Source organism: Rahnella contaminans (assembly GCF_011065485.1).
In the GTDB taxonomy this organism is placed as follows: Bacteria; Pseudomonadota; Gammaproteobacteria; order Enterobacterales; family Enterobacteriaceae; genus Rahnella; species Rahnella contaminans.
Window position 1 is genome coordinate 69,907 of sequence record NZ_JAADJS010000003.1, and the last position, 16,776, is coordinate 86,682.

16 protein-coding genes are annotated in these 16,776 nt (G+C 53.3%); 8 read left to right on the forward strand and 8 right to left on the reverse strand.

What is annotated here, in order from left to right; genetic code table 11:
• Positions 1-12: 12 nt before the first annotated feature.
• Positions 13-1,371: a PTS N,N'-diacetylchitobiose transporter subunit IIC gene (gene chbC, locus GW579_RS15125; RefSeq protein ID WP_152326755.1), complete on the reverse strand. Its 1,359-nt coding sequence runs from the start codon at positions 1,369-1,371 to the stop codon at positions 13-15.
• A 122-nt stretch (positions 1,372-1,493) separates the two neighbouring features.
• Entirely contained in the window at positions 1,494-1,814 is a 321-nt protein-coding gene (locus GW579_RS15130) for a PTS sugar transporter subunit IIB (protein WP_152326754.1), read from the reverse strand.
• 428 nt (positions 1,815-2,242) lie between these two features.
• Between GW579_RS15130 and GW579_RS15135 the strand changes: the two genes are divergently transcribed.
• The 4 genes from GW579_RS15135 (at position 2,243) to GW579_RS15150 (ending at position 7,656) form a co-directional block, all read left to right on the forward strand.
• The gene (locus GW579_RS15135; protein WP_165059839.1) at positions 2,243-3,265 is read left to right on the forward strand and encodes a LacI family DNA-binding transcriptional regulator; all 1,023 of its coding nucleotides are present in this window, start codon (positions 2,243-2,245) and stop codon (positions 3,263-3,265) included.
• 563 nt (positions 3,266-3,828) lie between these two features.
• Positions 3,829-4,554: a gluconate 2-dehydrogenase subunit 3 family protein gene (locus GW579_RS15140; RefSeq protein ID WP_152326752.1), complete on the forward strand. Its 726-nt coding sequence runs from the start codon at positions 3,829-3,831 to the stop codon at positions 4,552-4,554.
• Positions 4,555-4,599: 45 nt separating this feature from the next.
• Positions 4,600-6,369: a GMC family oxidoreductase gene (locus tag GW579_RS15145; RefSeq protein ID WP_165059841.1), complete on the forward strand. Its 1,770-nt coding sequence runs from the start codon at positions 4,600-4,602 to the stop codon at positions 6,367-6,369.
• Between the two features lie 15 nt (positions 6,370-6,384).
• Positions 6,385-7,656 (forward strand): c-type cytochrome, encoded by a 1,272-nt coding sequence (locus GW579_RS15150; protein ID WP_420821544.1) that lies wholly within the window; start codon positions 6,385-6,387, stop codon positions 7,654-7,656.
• Positions 7,657-7,712: 56 nt separating this feature from the next.
• On the opposite strand, the gene GW579_RS15155 is transcribed toward GW579_RS15150, so the two are convergent.
• Together GW579_RS15155 and GW579_RS15160 are read right to left on the reverse strand one after the other, a co-directional pair.
• Complete coding sequence (locus GW579_RS15155; protein ID WP_165059845.1) at positions 7,713-8,102, reverse strand: DUF4440 domain-containing protein; 390 nt, start codon at positions 8,100-8,102, stop codon at positions 7,713-7,715.
• Positions 8,099-9,487, reverse strand: coding sequence for an MFS transporter (locus tag GW579_RS15160; RefSeq protein ID WP_165059847.1), 1,389 nt, complete (start codon positions 9,485-9,487; stop codon positions 8,099-8,101). Before GW579_RS15160 ends, GW579_RS15155 begins: the two co-directional genes overlap by 4 nt.
• Before the next feature lie 114 nt (positions 9,488-9,601).
• Between GW579_RS15160 and GW579_RS15165 the strand changes: the two genes are divergently transcribed.
• Both GW579_RS15165 and GW579_RS15170 read left to right on the forward strand, forming a co-directional pair.
• The gene (locus GW579_RS15165) at positions 9,602-10,516 is read left to right on the forward strand and encodes a LysR family transcriptional regulator (protein ID WP_165059848.1); all 915 of its coding nucleotides are present in this window, start codon (positions 9,602-9,604) and stop codon (positions 10,514-10,516) included.
• Positions 10,517-10,544: 28 nt separating this feature from the next.
• Complete coding sequence (locus tag GW579_RS15170; RefSeq protein WP_165059850.1) at positions 10,545-11,072, forward strand: GNAT family N-acetyltransferase; 528 nt, start codon at positions 10,545-10,547, stop codon at positions 11,070-11,072.
• A gap of 9 nt (positions 11,073-11,081) precedes the next feature.
• Here GW579_RS15170 and GW579_RS15175 read toward each other — a convergent pair whose 3' ends face one another.
• Positions 11,082-11,711, reverse strand: coding sequence for a Vat family streptogramin A O-acetyltransferase (locus GW579_RS15175; RefSeq protein ID WP_152326745.1), 630 nt, complete (start codon positions 11,709-11,711; stop codon positions 11,082-11,084).
• Between the two features lie 124 nt (positions 11,712-11,835).
• On the opposite strand from GW579_RS15175, the gene tehB reads away from it, so the two are divergent.
• Positions 11,836-12,435, forward strand: a complete 600-nt coding sequence (gene tehB, locus GW579_RS15180) for a tellurite resistance methyltransferase TehB (protein ID WP_152326744.1) — start codon at positions 11,836-11,838, stop codon at positions 12,433-12,435.
• A 250-nt stretch (positions 12,436-12,685) separates the two neighbouring features.
• A complete protein-coding gene (locus GW579_RS15185; protein ID WP_165059852.1) occupies positions 12,686-13,099 on the forward strand; it encodes a hypothetical protein in 414 nt (137 codons plus the stop codon).
• Between the two features lie 504 nt (positions 13,100-13,603).
• Here the strand turns inward: GW579_RS15185 and GW579_RS15190 are convergent.
• Genes GW579_RS15190 through GW579_RS15200 form a run of 3 tightly spaced genes read right to left on the reverse strand, consistent with a single transcriptional unit; the run spans position 13,604 to position 16,766 of the window.
• Complete coding sequence (locus GW579_RS15190; protein WP_165060536.1) at positions 13,604-15,025, reverse strand: gamma-aminobutyraldehyde dehydrogenase; 1,422 nt, start codon at positions 15,023-15,025, stop codon at positions 13,604-13,606.
• Between the two features lie 12 nt (positions 15,026-15,037).
• Positions 15,038-15,844 carry an ABC transporter permease gene (locus GW579_RS15195; protein ID WP_165059854.1) on the reverse strand — a complete coding sequence of 269 codons (807 nt, stop codon included), beginning with the start codon at positions 15,842-15,844 and terminating at the stop codon, positions 15,038-15,040.
• Positions 15,834-16,766 carry an ABC transporter permease gene (locus GW579_RS15200; protein WP_193333166.1) on the reverse strand — a complete coding sequence of 311 codons (933 nt, stop codon included), beginning with the start codon at positions 16,764-16,766 and terminating at the stop codon, positions 15,834-15,836. The genes GW579_RS15195 and GW579_RS15200 overlap by 11 nt, the downstream gene beginning before the upstream one ends.
• Positions 16,767-16,776: the final 10 nt, after the last annotated feature.

Sequence of the window (16,776 nt, forward strand, 5' to 3'; positions counted from 1 at the left end):
TTTCAGGTCAGATTAGAATTTCAGTGCGGCTGCAATATCTTCTTCGCTTTCTTCTTCTTCAATAATCGCCTGTGCCTTGTTGGAAAGAATCACGAAAGGCATGTAAACCAACGTGGCGACACCGAGGTTGAACAAGGCGACCAGCAGCGCCGCAATGCTGCCGTTACTGTTAAAGAAAGCACCCAAACCGGTCGGCATGGTCCACGGTGCAAGGTTGGTGACCGGCGGAATGATGCCCATGCTGTAGGCCGCCAGCGTGATAGCGGCCAGAATCGGCTGCACCAGCACGAACGGGATGAACATGACCGGGTTCATGATAATCGGCAGACCAAACAGAATCGGCTCATTAATCTGGAAGATACCTGACGGCAGTGCCAGCTTCGCCACCTGACGGTGATCCGCACGGCGTGATGCAATAAAGATGGCGATAATCAGACCCAGCGTTGCCCCGGAACCGCCTAACAGAATATAGGAGTCGAGCATCGGTTTGGCCCAGAAGTGGAAGGTCTTACCCGCTTCAATCGCCGCACTCACAGAACCGTACTCGGTATACAGCGCGATGTTTTCCAGCGCCCACGGAGTCATGATGCCGTTATCCAGCGCGGTCAGCGCCAGAGAACCATGCACACCAAAGAACCACAGCAGTGAGTTGAAAATTACATATGCCCAGCCCACCACGCTTCCCATTGACGCCAGAGGTTTGGAAATGGAATCCATAATAATCTGGTGGAAGTTGTGGCCATATAATCCGAGCAACCAGGAAATTACCCCGAAAATAAACAGAATAATAAAGCCCGGAATTAACGCGGAGAAAGAACGCGAAACGGAAGTCGGGACGCTGGCGGGCAAGGTAATGACCCAGTTGCGGCGAATAACAAACGTGAACATTTCGGCGACAACAAGCCCGATTACCATCCCCGAAATAATATTCGCGCCGCCCAGCCAGTTTGCGCCAACGGCATACGCTTCACCGACGCTATAAGGTGTAACGGTCATAAATGCGGCAACGGCTAATAATCCCGCCGAAAGTGAATCGACCTTCCGCTCTTCGGCTAACGCCATGCCGATAAAGAACGGCGCCATCAGCGACATTATTCCGAGCGTACCGTTATAAACGTTAATGCCGATAGTTTTTAATCCCGCCAGTGTTTCAATGGTTGACGGGTCTAAACGAACGCCTAAGGAATAAAAGAAGGAACCGGCACCAAAGTTCAGGAATACGTTATTAATTAAAACGAACATGGCGCCAGCCAGTGTCAGCGGCATTAATTTGATGAAGCCATTTTTGATGGCATTAATGTGGGGCTGCTTACCTATTTTTACCGCAAACGGGAGAAGTATCTTTTCAAGTGAATCAATGGCTTTGCTCATTGGCATTTTCCTTTAAAGCCGCCTTCCGGCGGCAAGGTATGAAATTCGCTCTTTGACTGGAGTTCTCTTTGACTTAAAAATGCTAATCACTGCTAATTTAAAATTGACGCAAAAGTTAAAACTTACTGCACTGCTGCTTTTTTGATCGCAGCAACCGCTGCTTTCAATACACCCAATCCATCAATTTTGCCGTAGAGGGCAGAATCAATCACTTCAACCGGCTTGCCCGGTAATACCTTCTTAATTTCTTCCAGCATATAACCAATTTGCGGGCCGAGGAGGATCACATCCGCTGCGCTGCCTTTTTCGGCCGCCAGGGTTTCAGGGAATGCTTCAATAATGACAGGCACTTCGTATTTCTCGGCCTGAACCTTCATTTTAGAAACCAGCAGAGAAGTGGACATTCCGGCGGAACAAAACAAATAAATGACTTTCTTTTCCATAATGAAAACCCTCGTATCCCGTATAGAGTGCAGGTCTGACAACGGATCTTTCTTTATCTGTCATTATTCAGTGTCAGCAGATAAAGAGAGATTGTTAATTGTTTCTGCTTGAGAGAAGTATACGGCAACACTTCCGGCAGGGATAATTCCGAACTTATAGAAATTGTCTCTCCTTGACCATCGCCCATGACTCCCTTCACGTTTTGGGCAAATAATTCGCGGAAATAATTAAGCTCCCCGTTTACAGGGGCACGACGACTGGTCGCTGAGGAGCAGAGGAAAGGATCAGAATTTCCCCCTCAAATTGATCTCTGTCTGATAACAGAGTTTTAACACTTTGGGTCTATCGCCCCTCATTTTCTTGTGAGAAACTGGTAATGATTGCGCAAACATTCGTAGTTTGAACTTGCAACCCAGTGAGCAATACCTTGAATAATATAATAAAGAATCACACAGGTCGTTCCCGTTCGGCCACGCTTGAAGATGTTGCCAGAGAAGCCGGTCTTTCACCGATGACGGTCAGCCGGGCGCTGAATAATCCCAAAGTTGTGCGCCCCGCAACCATCGCCCGAGTGATGCAAGCCGTGAACGTGACCGGGTATATCCCCAATATGCTGGCCGGCGGGCTGGCCACCAGCCGCACGAAGCTGATCGCTGTGGTTGTGCCGCAGATTAACAACAATATGTTTGTCGATACCGTTCAGGCGATCAGCGATGAACTGGCCGCGCGCGGCTACCATATGCTGCTGTGTATTGTCGGTTACGAACCGGACGCAGAAACCGAGATTGTCGCCACCCTGCTTTCGCGCCGTCCGGACGGCATCGTTCTGACCGGTATTCATCATTCGTCAGATCTGAAACGAATCATCCTCAACGCCAATATTCCTGTCGTGGAAATTTGGGATTTGACCCCGACGCCGATTGATATGCTGATCGGTTTTTCCCATGAAAAGGTCGGCAATGCGATTGGCGAATACTTCCTTGAGAAAGGCTTCACGCGTTTTGGTTTTATCTGTGCCTCGGACAGACGCGCCGTGGTGCGCAAGAATGGCGCGATCTCCGTCTTACGTTCACAGCCCGGCACAGAAATCCGCGAAATGATGGTGTCGCTGCCTGCCAATATGGAAGTCGGACGGGCAGCGCTGAAAGAGATGCTTTCCCGCGGCGAGCGTTTCGACGCGATCATTTGCAGTTCCGACACGCTGGCTCAGGGCGTGATCATGGAAGCGGAAGCCCGGGGGCTGCGCGTACCCGACGATTTCTCGGTGATGGGTTTTGCCGATTTGAATTTCGCGGCCCATAACAGGCCTTCGATCACGACCGTCAGCGTAGATAAATGGGCGCTGGGGATCCGGGCAGCCACTATGCTGGCGGACAGAATTGAAGGGATTAAGGTTGAAGAACCGATTGTGGATACGGGGTACAGATTGGTGATCAGGGAGTCCGCTTAATTTTTGGGCTCGCCGCCCAAACAGCTTTGAAGCAGCGGCCTGGCGTAAATTTCGGTTTTTCAATTGCGGTTATCACTCAGCGGCTCGCGCCGAAACCGACCAAAGAGGCCCAGGAAGGAGCCTCTTAAGGCCAGTTTGGGCGGCAAGCCCAAGGTTTTTACCTTAATAAAAACATTAAATGTTAATTTAAATCCTCTTCCAAATTTTATTCCATTTTCTAAATGTTAAAAATGTTAGGTAACATTCATATCAACAAATAACATTAACTTTCCTCCCGGAATTATATTGACCTAAATTTAACCGGAATTATCCGGCGTTATTCTTTGATAAGAAATGCTAAATTTCCGAAACTAGACACCCAAACCAGATAATCATAACTCACTGTTTTATAAAAAATTTAAACTCACCACTGATATAGGGAAACATAAAGAATATCTCCTCCTCACATTCCTTGTGGAAATTAGTCATTTATTTTAAATGTAGCGGTGATATTATAAATTTGTACCCAAAAATAATAACAATTAACCCAAACTTAACATCAGGCATGTGAGAGTCGTAATTCTATGCTCCTTCAAAAAAAAACTACCCGTCGCAAGTTTTTACTTGGATCGCTGATGGCGTTGCCTGTCGGCACCATCATGATGAAAGGACTGTCAGCGGCACAAGCTGCGGAAATGGCTGCCCCGGACTTACTCGATTATAAACCGATCTTTTTCAGCGCCGGTGAGTGGCAGTTTATTATGGCCGCCGCTGACCGCCTGATCCCCGCTGGCGGTAAAGGCAAAGCGCCGGGCGCACTCGAAACCAACGTGCCCATTTTTATCGATCAGCAAATGCACGGCGATTTCGGTGAAGAAATTTACATGCAGGGCCCGTTCAACGTACATGCTCCGGCCACGATGGGGTATCAGATCCCCTTCCGTCCGCAGCAAATCTACAAAACCGGCATTCGCATCGCGAACAGCTGGTGTCAGCAAAATCATCAGAAAGCCTTCCATGAACTTAGCGATCAGGACAAAGACAGTGTGCTGACTCAATTGCAGAAAAACGGCATTAAGTTTGCGGATGCAGGCGAAGAAAATCTCGTCGCTTCGCAATTCTTCAGTGAACTGCTTTCCGACACCAAACACGGCTATCTGGCAGATCCGATCTACGGCGGAAACAAAGGGATGAAGGCGTGGATCGCCATCGGATTCCCCGGCGCACGCGCCAGTTTCACCGAGTGGGTTAAGCAGCACAACGTCCCGTATCCGCTGGGGCCTGTGAGCCTGCAGGGCGCGCGTGCCTGAGTGCCTCGCCCTATTCCCCTTTTCTGATGACTGACAGGATTTAAGATGGCAAAAGTAACGAAACCAGAAGTCGACGTCGTGGTTGTCGGCCTCGGCTGGGCTGGCTCGCTGATGAGTATCGAGCTGGCAATGGCCGGTCTGACCGTTCGCGCGCTCGAACGCGGCGGCGATCGCGGCTATGAAGAATTTGCATACCCGAAACCGGCAGACGAATATGCCTATGCGGTGCGCAACAAAGTCATGGCGACACCAGCAGAAGCCGCCGTCACCGTGCGATACAACATGAGTGAAACCGCGCTGCCGACCCGTAAATGGGGCGCGTTTGCGCCGGGTACCGGCGTTGGCGGTTCCGGTCTGCACTGGACGGCGGTTCTGATCCGCCCGACACCGACCGATTTGAAACTCAAAACGTATGCGGACGAAGCCTACAAGCCGGGTATCCTGCAGGAAGACATGCGTATCATGGACTTCCCGTTTTCCTGGGATGAAATCGAACCGTATTACACCAAGTTTGAGCACATCTGCGGTCAGTCCGGTAAAACCGGCAACCTGCGCGGTCAGATTATGGAAGGCGGTGACCCGTTTGAAGGGCCACGCTCCGAGCCGTATCCGCTGCCAGCGCTGGAAGACACGCTCAACAGCAGCATGTTTGCTGAAGTCACCAAAAAGATGGGCTATCACCCGTTCCCGAACCCGTCGGCCTGCGTGTCCCGCGCATGGACCAACCCGTACGGCAACCAGATCGCACCCTGTAACTACTGCGGTTATTGCAGTAAATATCCGTGCCTGAACTACTCGAAAGCCTCGCCGCAAACTGCCGTGATGGACGCGCTGAAACGCATGGATAACTTCTCTTATGAAGTCCATGCCAACGTGCTGAAAGTCGAGTTGCACGATGATAAGAAAACCGCCAAAGGCGTTGTCTACATGGATGCAGACGGCAACGAGTGCTTCCAGCCGGCGAAAATCGTGGTACTCAGCAGCTTCCAGTTCTGCAACGTGCGCCTGATGCTGCTTTCCGGCATTGGCAAACCTTACAACCCGATCACCGAAGAAGGCGTGATTGGCCGTAACTATGCGTTCCTGAGCAACGGCGGTTCGACGCTGTTCTTCAAAGACAAAAACTTCAATCCGTTTGCCACCGCAGGCGCCACCGGCCAGATGTTCAACGACATTTCTCCTGGCAACTTCGACGGCCCCTCTTTAGGTTTCATCGGCGGCGCAAAAATCCACAGTTCTCAGGCCACCGGTACGCCAATCAGCACGTCTCTGCCAAAAGGCACGCCTGCGTGGGGCACCGGCTGGAAAGAAGGGATGGAAGAATGGTACGGCCATTCGATGAAAATCAGCATCACCACCACCTGCCAGTCTTACCGCGACATTTATCTGGATCTCGATCCGAACTACAAAGATGAATACGGCTATCCGTTGCTGCGCATGACATTCGACTGGAAACAGAACGAGCTTAAATTGCAGCAATATCTGAAAGGCATCGTCGGCAATATCACCAAAGAGCTGAACCCGGACAGCTACAGCGAAAGCTTCCTGCCGATGGACGCGCACTTTGACCTGACCAAATACGTTTCCACGCACAATGTGGGCGGCGCGGTGATGGGCGATAACCCGAAAACCTCGGCGCTGAACAAATTCCTGCAAAGCTGGGATGTGCATAACGTGTTTGTGCCGGGCGGTAACGCCTTCCCGCAAAACTTCCAGGCCAACCCGACGGACACCATCGGGGCGATCACCCTGATGGCGGCGCAGGCGATTAAAGATCAGTACCTGAAAAACCCTGGCCCACTGGTTCAGGCATAAGCGGAGATGAACAGGATGAAACTCAAAAGTTTATTTATCGCTAATGCCCTGCTGCTGGGTGCAGGATTTATGGCGAATGCGCAGGCGGAGACCAACACACAGTCCGGTAACGCGGCGCTGATCAAACAGGGCGAATATGTCGCGCGTCTGGGCGACTGCGGCGCGTGCCATACGGTGGCGGGCAAACCGGCGTTTGCAGGCGGACTGGCGATCAATTCGAATCTGGGCACCATTTATTCGACCAACATTACACCGGATAAAGACCACGGCATCGGCGGTTATACCGAAGCGCAGTTCTCAGATGCGGTGCGTAAAGGCGTTCTGCCGGACGGTACGCGTTTGTATCCGGCGATGCCTTATCCGGATTACGCCAAAATCAATGATGAAGATATGCACGCGCTGTACGTTTACTTTATGCAGGGCGTAAAACCGAGCGCGGAACAGCCACCGGAAACGGATCTGAGCTTCCCGTTCAGCCAGCGCTGGGGCATGCGTTTCTGGAACTGGGCGTTCGCGTCTGATAAGCCTTTCCAGCCCATCGGCGGCGCTTCTGTGCAGGTGAACCGTGGCGCGTATCTGGTGGAAAGTCTGGGGCACTGCGGCAGTTGCCATACTCCGCGCGGCTTCGGTATGAACGAGAAAGCGCTGGACAGCAGTGACTCTGATTTCCTGGCGGGCGGCAGTCTGAATAACTGGGACGTCCCTTCCCTGCGCGGCGTCGCGCACTGGAACGAGCAGGAAATCGTCGATTATCTGGGCAAAGGACGTAATGACAAAGCGGCGGTGGGCGGCGAGATGACGTCTGTGGTGGAAAACAGTACCGCACACATGACCGATGACGATCTGAAAGCCATTGCGGCGTACATCAAGTTCCTGGGCGGCAACCCGCCGGTTCCGGCAGAGGATACGCAGAAAGCCAGCGCGACCGAAGCCAAACTGACCGCGGCGAAAAACCTCAGCGAAGGCGAGCGTTTGTATCTGGATAACTGCGGTGCCTGCCACTTCGTGACCGGTAAAGGCGCACCGGGCGTGTTCCCGCAACTGGATCAGGCAACGATTGTGAATGCGAAAGACCCGACCGGATTGATCCACACCATCCTCGCCGGAGCTCAGCAGCCGTCCACCGCACGCGCACCGTCCACGCTGGCAATGCCGGGCTTTGCCAACCGTCTGACTGATGAAGAAGCGGCGCAACTGTCGACCTTTATCCGTCAGGGCTGGGGCAACAACGCACCGGCGGTGACGGCAAAAGATGTCAGTGAAGTCAGAAAAACTCTGACGAAGTAATCCCTTTTGTAAGCACAAACGGCTTTCCTCACGGAAAGCCGTTTTTTTATACTCAATCAGGCCGCCGCCGTTTCATGCAAATGGCGCCACAAAATTTTCCCTTCTGCATCCACCACAAATAACACCGTGGAATAACGCAGCGTTTCCGGCTGGCCGGGCAACTGCTGGCGTTCCTGATACGCAACGACGGCGCCTTTTTCACTTTCCGCAACCAGCACCGGCTTTTCGACCTCAATCTTCAGTCCGCTTTTCGCGCCCCGCTGCGCCCTGAAAAACGCACACAATGCCGGATGGTCCAGCCGGTGGCCGGTGATCGTCACCATCGAATAGGCCGGACTAAAGCGCGCCAGCAGTTCATCGCAAACCTGCTCGGGTGCGCCGGAGTCTGAAAACCAGCGCTGGATTAACTCATGCGCATCAAACACTTCTTTCACAAAACGATTCATCTGCTCTCCTTTTGAAGTTCTTGCTGATTCAGTTCCTGCACAATTTCACGGCCAGGTAACCGCAGACACAGCAACACCGGAACAATAACGCTGACGGCAGCAAGAATGAACGCCAGCCTGAACGCCGATTGCGGAAGGTAAATCTGCAAAATATTGAGCATTACGCTGACCAGCGTCACGCCCAGACAAAAACTTAGCTGGCGGTTGATGTTCCAGAGCGCACTGGCATCAGCCAGTTTCTCCGTCTGAATATGTAAGAACGCGCCACTTTGCGCCGTGCTGCTGCACAAACTGCTGCCCGCTCCCATCAGCGTGAACGCGGCGATCGCCAGCCACGGTGCTGCGGGAAACACACTGAGCAGCGCCAGCAAGCCAATACCTGCTCCCTGAATCAGGCATCCGGGGATAAACAGCGCCCGCGGCCCCAGCCGGTTAAACATTTTGCCGGTAAAACTGATGGCAGCAAACGACGCCAGCGACCAGGGCAACATCAGACTGCCTGACTGCGCCGCTGAGAAATGATGTTCATTTTGCAGATACAGCATCGCAATCAGGCTGACGCCGGTAAACACGCCGGGAATGCACTGATAAACCAGCATGCCAGTGCGCAACAGCGGATCTTTTATCAACGTCAGATCCAGTAAAGGCTCCGTCTGTTTTCGGGATACGCGAATAAACATCGCCATCAGCCCTGCGCCCGCCAGCAATAACGCGCTGCCGCTCAGCCATTCACTGCTTTCGCCCAGCGATGTCAGTCCCCATAACACCAGCATCAGCCCGCCGTTAAGCAGCAAAAATCCGTTGAGATCGAACCTTTCAGCCGGTTCATACGGGGCTTCTGGCAACCATAAAAGGGCCAGAACCCAGGCCAGCAGCGCCAGAGGCAGGCTGGCAATAAACACCCAGCGCCAGCTGAAACTGTCAACGATAATGCCGCCGATGGCCGGAGAAAGCGCCGGTGCCAGCAGCCCGACCAGCATGATCACCGCCGAAAGTCTGGCGCGTTCATGGCTGGGGTAAAGTGCGTACGTCAGCGTCTGCCCGAGCGGGATCAATAATCCACCGCCCAACCCCTGCACAATACGCCAGCCAGTCAGCGTGGTCAGATGGGTGGCGCCAGCGGCACCAAAAGAGGCGACCATAAAAATCGTCAGGGAAAGGATAAACACCCGCCGCGCCCCGAAACGTGCGGTTAAAGCCCGGCTGAGCGGAATAACCAGCGTCAGCCCGAGGATATAGCCGGTGCTGACCCACGCCAGCGCACTGACCGGTGCATCAAACTGCCGTGCGATGCCGGGATAGGCTACGTTGGCGATAAACATGTTGATCAGATCAACGAAAAAACCGAGTAAATATACCGCGGCAACCCGCGCCCTGTGGCTCATCAGCTCTCTTCCACAATCCGTTAAGCCGTGCAATCTAACGGAGAACTTCTCTGGGATAAATGGGCGGGACACAGTTACACTGTCAAAATAATTTTGACAATAAGGAAGCGGGAAATGCTGAATTTGCAGCGGCTGGAGATTTTTGTGGCGGTGGTGAACGCAGGCAGTTTTACCGGCGCAGCAGCCTCGCTCGGGCTGACGAAAGCAGTGGTCAGTTTCAACGTCAAACAACTGGAAAGTGAAACCGGCGTCGCGTTGCTGACCCGCAGCACGCGACGGCTCGCACTGACTGAATCGGGCGAACGCTTTTATCAGCGTTGTCAGACCTTGTTGCAGGAAGCCGAAGCGGTGCTGGACGATGTGCGCCGCGATCACGGCGGCCTGAGCGGACAACTACGCATCACCAGCACCCCGGAATACGGCGCGCGCGTAGTAGTTCCGGCACTGGCGGCGTTTTCCTCGCTGCATCCGCAATTACGCATTCAGCACGTCGCGTCCTCGAATCACGATGATCTGATTGCCGGACGTTTTGATCTGGCGATCCGCCTCGGTCAGTTAGCCGATTCCAGCCACCACGCCGCCACACTGGGGAGTTTTGAAATCCTGGCGGTCGCCTCAGCGGAGTATTTACATCAATCGGGAGAAATTCAAACGCCGGAACAATTGGCTCAGGCTTCGTGGATTGCGCACAGCCGTTTGCCGCTGCCGATGAGCTGGCCGGTGACAACTCCCCCTGGAGAGAAGATACCTTTCCGGGTTTCTTCGCCCCCGGCCGTGACCGCCGACAGCGCTTCGGCGCTGTTAGCTTTTGCGCTGGCCGGTGCTGGCGTCGCCCTGCTGCCGGACTGGCTGGTGCAACCGGAAATCGACGCACTGCGTTTATGCCATTTGCTGCCCGATCACCGTTTCCGGCCACAGGGTATTTTTGCGCTCTATCCAAACACACGTCATGTCCCTGAAAAAGTGCGGTGTTTTATCGACTTTCTGAAAAAACAGATGGCAGAGTCACACGCTCAGTCTAAGATTTAGTTCAGCTAACAGAAGGAAAACGCTGACTATGATCCTCGAAACATCGCGGTTAATTCTCCGGCCTGTAGAGGCTGATGATATCGGTTCATTTTTCGCTATTTACGGCGATCCGCAGACAAATCTTTTTAATCCACGTGGCCCGATTAAAGACATGGCGGCGGCGAAGGAAAAACTCGGCGGCTGGTTACAGGAATGGCCGGAGCACGGTTTCGGACATTGGGCGATTACGCTGAGCCATAAGCCAGATGACATTATCGGTTTTGGTGGTCTTGGGGTCCGTGAAGGTTACGAGAATCACCGGGTGTTTCTCGGTTATCGCTTTGCGGTAAGCGCGTGGGGAAAAGGGCTGGCAACGGAATTTGCCAGCGCAGCGCTTAACGCCGGTTTTGAGAAACTGGGCATTAAGCGGATTTCCGCCACCGTGCGCGAAAACCATCTGGCGTCGCAACGCGTGCTGGAGAAAATCGGCATGCAGAAAGTCGGTTTTGAAGGTGATCCGGTACACGGTGTCGGGAGCTATCTTTACCGGCAGACAGATCACCGCACAATCCGCTGATCGTCAAAATCAGCAGGTGGCCAGCGCGTCAACGTCGCCTGCGGTGATCAGCGCCAGATGGGCGGAAACCTTCTCAACCGGCCAGTTCCACCAGGCGATCTGCTCCAGGCGTGCGATTGTCTCACTGTCGAAACGGTATCTGATGACCTTAGCAGGATTACCTCCCACGATGGCGTAAGCAGGGACATCGCCGGTGACCACCGATTTCGATGAAACAATGGCGCCGTTCCCGACCTTAACGCCGGGCATAAACAGGGCTTCATAGCCAATCCAGACGTCATGCCCGATCACCGTATCGCCTTTAAAAGGCAGGTCTTCTGCCGCTGGCGTCACCTTTTCCCATCCGTTGCCAAAAATTTGAAACGGATAGGTCGAAATGCCCGAGAGCTTGTGATTCGCCCCGTTCATGATGAATTTCACCCCGCGGGCCAGGGCACAGAACTTTCCAATCACCAGCTTATCGCCAATAAACGGAAAGTGATAAAGCACGTTGCGCTCGAAATCTTCTGAATCAACGGGATCGTCGTAGTAGGTGTAGTCGCCAATAATAATATCGGGATTGCTGACGGTGTTTTTGATGAAGCAGATCTGAGGAAAACCAGCCATCGGATGCTTGTTATCGGGGGACGGACCCAACATGTTATCTCCTTATATAAATGACCCGGCGGGACAGGACGCTGCCCCCCACTAAGAGTCATGGTGCCAGCACTCTATTTTAGAGGATAATCGCGGGTAATCGATTCACTATTCAGGAAATCAGCGAATGACACAGCAACCCGCACCAGAAGACTATTACACGGAAAAATACGGCCTGACCCGTACCCATTCAGAAATTATCAACGCGGTTAATTACGTTCAGCCGGGTAAAGCGCTGGATTTAGGCTGCGGAAGCGGGCGTAACTCACTGTATCTGAATCTGAAAGGCTTTGATGTCACCGGTTGGGACAATAACCCGATGAGCGTGGCGAAAGTGAATGACATTATTGCGGCTGAATCTCTGCAACACATCAGTATCAGCGAGCAGGACCTGAACACGCACCGTTTCAGCGGCGAATATGATTTCATTTTCTCCACCGTGGTGATGATGTTCCTGGAACGAAACAGCATTCCGCACATCATCAGAGACATGCACGCGGCGACCAGGCCCGGCGGCTACAACCTGATTGTCGCGGCCATGGACAGCCCGGATTATCCGTGTCCGCTGCCTTTCCCGTTTACCTTCAAACCGGAAGAGTTGCGTAATTATTACGAAGGCTGGGAAATCGTGAAATACAACGAAGACGTCGGCGAGCTACATAAACGCGACGAAAACGGTAACCGTTACAAACTGCGGTTTGCCACATTGCTGGCGAAAAAACGTTAATTAAGCATTAAAACGTTTATTGCCAATAAAGAGCCGATAGAGAAATCTCCGGCTCTTTTTTATTTCCGTCTACGCTCAGCAATTCAGGACTTTCGTTAACCTGTTTCACTCTGCCCACGACGTGAACAATCTTGCCAGAATGTCAAAGTGTGTGTGATAATACGTCGCGTTATTTACGACAAAAACAACGTAAAATCAAATTGTTAAGGTTTTGGCGGCTGTTGAGCGATGCGTAACGGAGCATCCGGACATGGCTTCTATCTTTCGTTTACTGCCGCAGCGGCAACATTCAGAGACATCTATGAACTGGGACGTAATGAAGTGGTTAATTGGTATTTATCTGGGCTGTTTTTTGGGACTCCTCAAAATGGCCTATTCAGATCCCAAGTTCTACCTTGATTATATTGATAAAAAATTCTCGTACGTCTGTTATACCTGTTTCATTGTCTGCGGTGCGCTATGGGCAGGGCTCTTTTTGTCCCGGGGTTATGTCATGGACAACATTGATTTAATTTCTGAACAGCAGACATTAATAGATAAAGAATATAATTACGTCACTTCTTATCTGCTTTCCATGATCATCGGCTCCGGAATTTCGTTCGCGGCCAGCATTCTGTTTATCGACATTGCCCGCAAAAAAATCGCAGCGTCCGGCGAGGCATAACGCCCGCCCGCCTGCTTCGGGAATAGATTCAATAATATGAGCTATCATTAGGGTTTAACTGATGAGGGCTCATACATGACTTCAGTTGCCAGTCTCACCGGCGGGATAATATTCATACTCATCGGGATTGTGATGATCTGGATACTGTTCCGAAACCACCGAAGCAAGACCAACAACAAGTTGCTGACTCCCGGCAACTGCTTACTCGCTGCTCTGACGGTCGTCTCGTTCATTATCGCCATCATATTCCTGAGCAGTTCATCGTAGATTCCGCTTCAGAAACGCAAAAAGGCCGCCTGATGGCGGCCTTCTCATTAATTTTTACCCCACCCGGCGCTTATCTCCGGCACTCTCATTGGCTTAGCTCTTGAAGGGGCGAACTCATCTTCTCAGATTCCTCCTAATAGTATTTAACAATAATTGCCATTTTGACTATTAGCCTGATAACAAATGATTTTGAAGATGTGCTGCGCCTGAGTAACTGCTACGAACAATGTGAACACGTTATTCGTGTTTTATCATTATGTGCCTAATCGCCGTGTAATCTTCCAGTCCGTACATCGACATGTCTTTGCCGTAGCCGGATTGTTTCTGGCCGCCGTGTGGCATTTCACTGACCAGCATGAAGTGCGTATTCACCCAGGTACAACCATATTGCAGGCGGGCGCTCAGGCGATGGGCGCGACCGATGTTTTGCGTCCAGACAGAAGAGGCCAGCCCATAGTTCGATTCGTTTGCCCAGTCCAGAACCTGATCTTCGGTGTCGAATTCGGTGATGCTGACCACCGGTCCGAATACTTCTTGCTGAACGATTTCATCATCCTGCCGCGCCCCCGCCAGAACGGTGGGCTGGAAGTAATACCCTTCGCCGGAGACGCGTTCGCCGCCGGTCACGACCTCAATATGCGGCACTTGTTTTGCGCGCAGTACAAAACCTTCGACACGTTCGAGATGCGCCGCAGAAACCAGCGGGCCCATTTCGCTGTTTTCATCAGTGCCTAATTTCAGCGTGGAAACCGCTTCGCCCAGCGCCGCGACCAGCCGGGCATAAACGCCTTTCTGCGCGTAAATGCGGCAGGCGGCGGTACAGTCTTGCCCGGCGTTGTAGAAGCCAAACGTGCGTACGCCTTCAACTACCTTATCGATATCCGCGTCATCAAACACAATCACCGGCGCTTTGCCGCCGAGTTCCATGTGGGTACGTTTGATACCGCTGGTGGCTTGCGCAACAATCCTTTCGCCCGTCGCGACCGAACCGGTCAGGGAGATCATGCGCACTTTATCGTGATGTGTCAGCGCGTTACCCACCGTCTGACCGTCACCAAACAGCACGTTCAGCACGCCCGCCGGAAAAAGATCTTGTGCCAGTTCGCCCAGCTTCAGCGCCGTCAGTGGCGTGATTTCAGACGGTTTGATCACCACACAATTGCCCGCCGCCAGTGCGGGCGCGATTTTCCACGCCGCCATCATCAGCGGATAGTTCCACGGCGCGATAGACGCTACCACGCCCAGCGGGTCGCGGCGGATCATGGAGGTATGTCCGGTCAGATACTCGCCACTCGCCAGCCCGTTCAGACAACGGCTGGCACCGGCAAAGTAACGGAACACGTCGGCTACCGCCGGAATTTCATCGCCCAGCGCCAGATGATAAGGTTTACCGCAGTTCAGCGATTCGAGTTCCGCTAGGGTTTCAGCACTGGCTTCGATACGATCGGCCAGCGCCAGTAACAACTCAGAACGGCTTTTCGGCGTGGTCTGCCCCCAGCCGGTAAATGCGCGGTGCGCCATATCGACGGCCTGTTTGGTCTGCTGTTCGCTGGCCTGCGCCAGGCGCACAATTTCCTGTCCGTTATGCGGGTTGAAAACCGGCAATGACGTCCCTTCTCCGGCAACCAGCTCACCATTAATCAGCATGTTCGTTTGCATCATTTTTCCTTATTATTTGCCGTCACCGGCCACATCAGACCCGTTTCTTGTCAGATACCACGCCCCTAAAATCGGGAACATGGTCAGTACCATCAGGCTCAGTGCGACGACGTTCGTCACCGGCACTTCGCGTGGCCTGCCCAGCTGGTTGAGAAGCCAGATAGGCAATGTCCGTTCGTGACCGGCGGTGAATGTCGTCACAATGATTTCATCGAAAGACAGTGCGAACGCGAGCATTCCGCCCGCCAGCAGCGCCGTGCTGAGGTTGGGCAAAATGATGTAGCGGAAGGTCTGCCAGCCGTCGGCCCCGAGATCCATAGACGCTTCAATCAGGCTGTGGGTGATCCGCCGGAACCGCGCGATGACGTTGTTATACACAATCACCATGCAGAACGTGGCGTGACCGATAACAATGGTCAGCATGCCCGGTTCGATCTGCGCGGCGTGAAAGGCGTTGAGCAGCGCCAGCCCGGTGATGATCCCCGGCAGCGCGATCGGCAACATGAACAATAATGTGATGCTGTTTTTGCCGTAGAAATCGCGCCGGTACAGCGCCGCCGCTGCCAGCGTGCCGAGCACCATCGCAATCACCGTGGCGTAACAGGCGATTTGCACCGAGAGCCAGACGGCGTCGAGAATGTCGTGACGCCCTGCCGCCACAGCGAACCAGTGCAACGTAAAGCCTTTCGGCGGAAAACTGAACGCCGCGTCTTCGGTGTTAAAGGCGTAAATCGCGATGATCAGCAGCGGTAAATGCAGGAAAACCAGCCCGCCCCACGCGGAAAGTTTCAGTAACCAGGGTGCGCGTTTAGAGTGCATCGAAAGCTCCCAGTCGTTTAACCATCGACAGATAAAGCGCGATCAGCACGATAGGCACCAGCGTAAACGCGGCGGCCATCGGCATGTTGCCGATCGAACCTTGTTGTGAATACACCATATTGCCGATGTAATACCCCGGCGGCCCCACCAGTTGCGGGATGATGTAATCGCCCAGCGTCAGCGAGAAAGTGAAAATCGACCCGGCGGCAATGCCCGGCACGGCCAGCGGAAAAATCACGTAGCGCAAGGTTTGCCACGGCTTAGCGCCTAAATCTTCCGATGCCTGGATCAGCGACGGCGGCAGGCGTTCCAGCGCGGCCTGAATCGGCAAAATCATAAACGGCAGCCAGATGTAGACGAAGACCCAGAAGCGCCCCATCCCGGACGTCGATAACGTGTTACCGCCAATTCCCGGCAGGCTCAGCACCGCCGTCAGCAGCGGTTCCAGCCCGAGATGCTCCAGGAACCATTGCAGCACGCCGCCTTTGGAAAGCAGCAGCGTCCATGCGTACGCTTTGACGATATAGCTCGCCCACATCGGCATCATAATGGCGATATAAAAGAACGCCTTTTTCTTGCCAGTGATGTAGCGCGCCATGTAATACGCAATCGGAAACGCCAGCACCGCGCTGAAAAATGACACCAGCAGCGCCATCGTCACGGTGCGGAGAATAATGTCGGCATTCACCGGATCAAACAGCGCCTTCAAGTTAGCCAGCGTCAGCGTGTTGGACACCGTCATGGTGAAGTCGTCGAAGGTATAAAAACCCTGCCACAACAACGCAAACAGCGAACCTAAATACACCGCACCGAACCACAGCAGCGGCGGCACCAGCAGCAGCGCCAGATAAAATCCGGGGCGACGATGCAGGAATGTCACCAGCGCCCGGCCACGCCGCGATCGCTTCTCGTAAGGAGTCATGCTGATATCC

Excerpts from the sequence above, each read along its gene's own strand:
- GW579_RS15130 (WP_152326754.1), bottom strand. The coding sequence starts at position 1,814 with ATGGAAAAGAAAGTCATTTATTTGTTTTGTTCCGCCGGAATGTCCACT.
- GW579_RS15175 (WP_152326745.1), bottom strand. The coding sequence starts at position 11,711 with ATGTTGGGTCCGTCCCCCGATAACAAGCATCCGATGGCTGGTTTTCCT.
- chbC (WP_152326755.1), bottom strand. The coding sequence starts at position 1,371 with ATGAGCAAAGCCATTGATTCACTTGAAAAGATACTTCTCCCGTTTGCG.
- GW579_RS15145 (WP_165059841.1), top strand. The coding sequence starts at position 4,600 with ATGGCAAAAGTAACGAAACCAGAAGTCGACGTCGTGGTTGTCGGCCTC.
- GW579_RS15200 (WP_193333166.1), bottom strand. The coding sequence starts at position 16,766 with ATGACTCCTTACGAGAAGCGATCGCGGCGTGGCCGGGCGCTGGTGACA.
- GW579_RS15185 (WP_165059852.1), top strand. The coding sequence starts at position 12,686 with ATGGCTTCTATCTTTCGTTTACTGCCGCAGCGGCAACATTCAGAGACA.
- GW579_RS15190 (WP_165060536.1), bottom strand. The coding sequence starts at position 15,025 with ATGCAAACGAACATGCTGATTAATGGTGAGCTGGTTGCCGGAGAAGGG.
- GW579_RS15160 (WP_165059847.1), bottom strand. The coding sequence starts at position 9,487 with ATGAGCCACAGGGCGCGGGTTGCCGCGGTATATTTACTCGGTTTTTTC.
- GW579_RS15170 (WP_165059850.1), top strand. The coding sequence starts at position 10,545 with ATGATCCTCGAAACATCGCGGTTAATTCTCCGGCCTGTAGAGGCTGAT.
- GW579_RS15165 (WP_165059848.1), top strand. The coding sequence starts at position 9,602 with ATGCTGAATTTGCAGCGGCTGGAGATTTTTGTGGCGGTGGTGAACGCA.
- GW579_RS15140 (WP_152326752.1), top strand. The coding sequence starts at position 3,829 with ATGCTCCTTCAAAAAAAAACTACCCGTCGCAAGTTTTTACTTGGATCG.
- GW579_RS15195 (WP_165059854.1), bottom strand. The coding sequence starts at position 15,844 with ATGCACTCTAAACGCGCACCCTGGTTACTGAAACTTTCCGCGTGGGGC.
- GW579_RS15155 (WP_165059845.1), bottom strand. The coding sequence starts at position 8,102 with ATGAATCGTTTTGTGAAAGAAGTGTTTGATGCGCATGAGTTAATCCAG.
- tehB (WP_152326744.1), top strand. The coding sequence starts at position 11,836 with ATGACACAGCAACCCGCACCAGAAGACTATTACACGGAAAAATACGGC.
- GW579_RS15150 (WP_420821544.1), top strand. The coding sequence starts at position 6,385 with ATGAAACTCAAAAGTTTATTTATCGCTAATGCCCTGCTGCTGGGTGCA.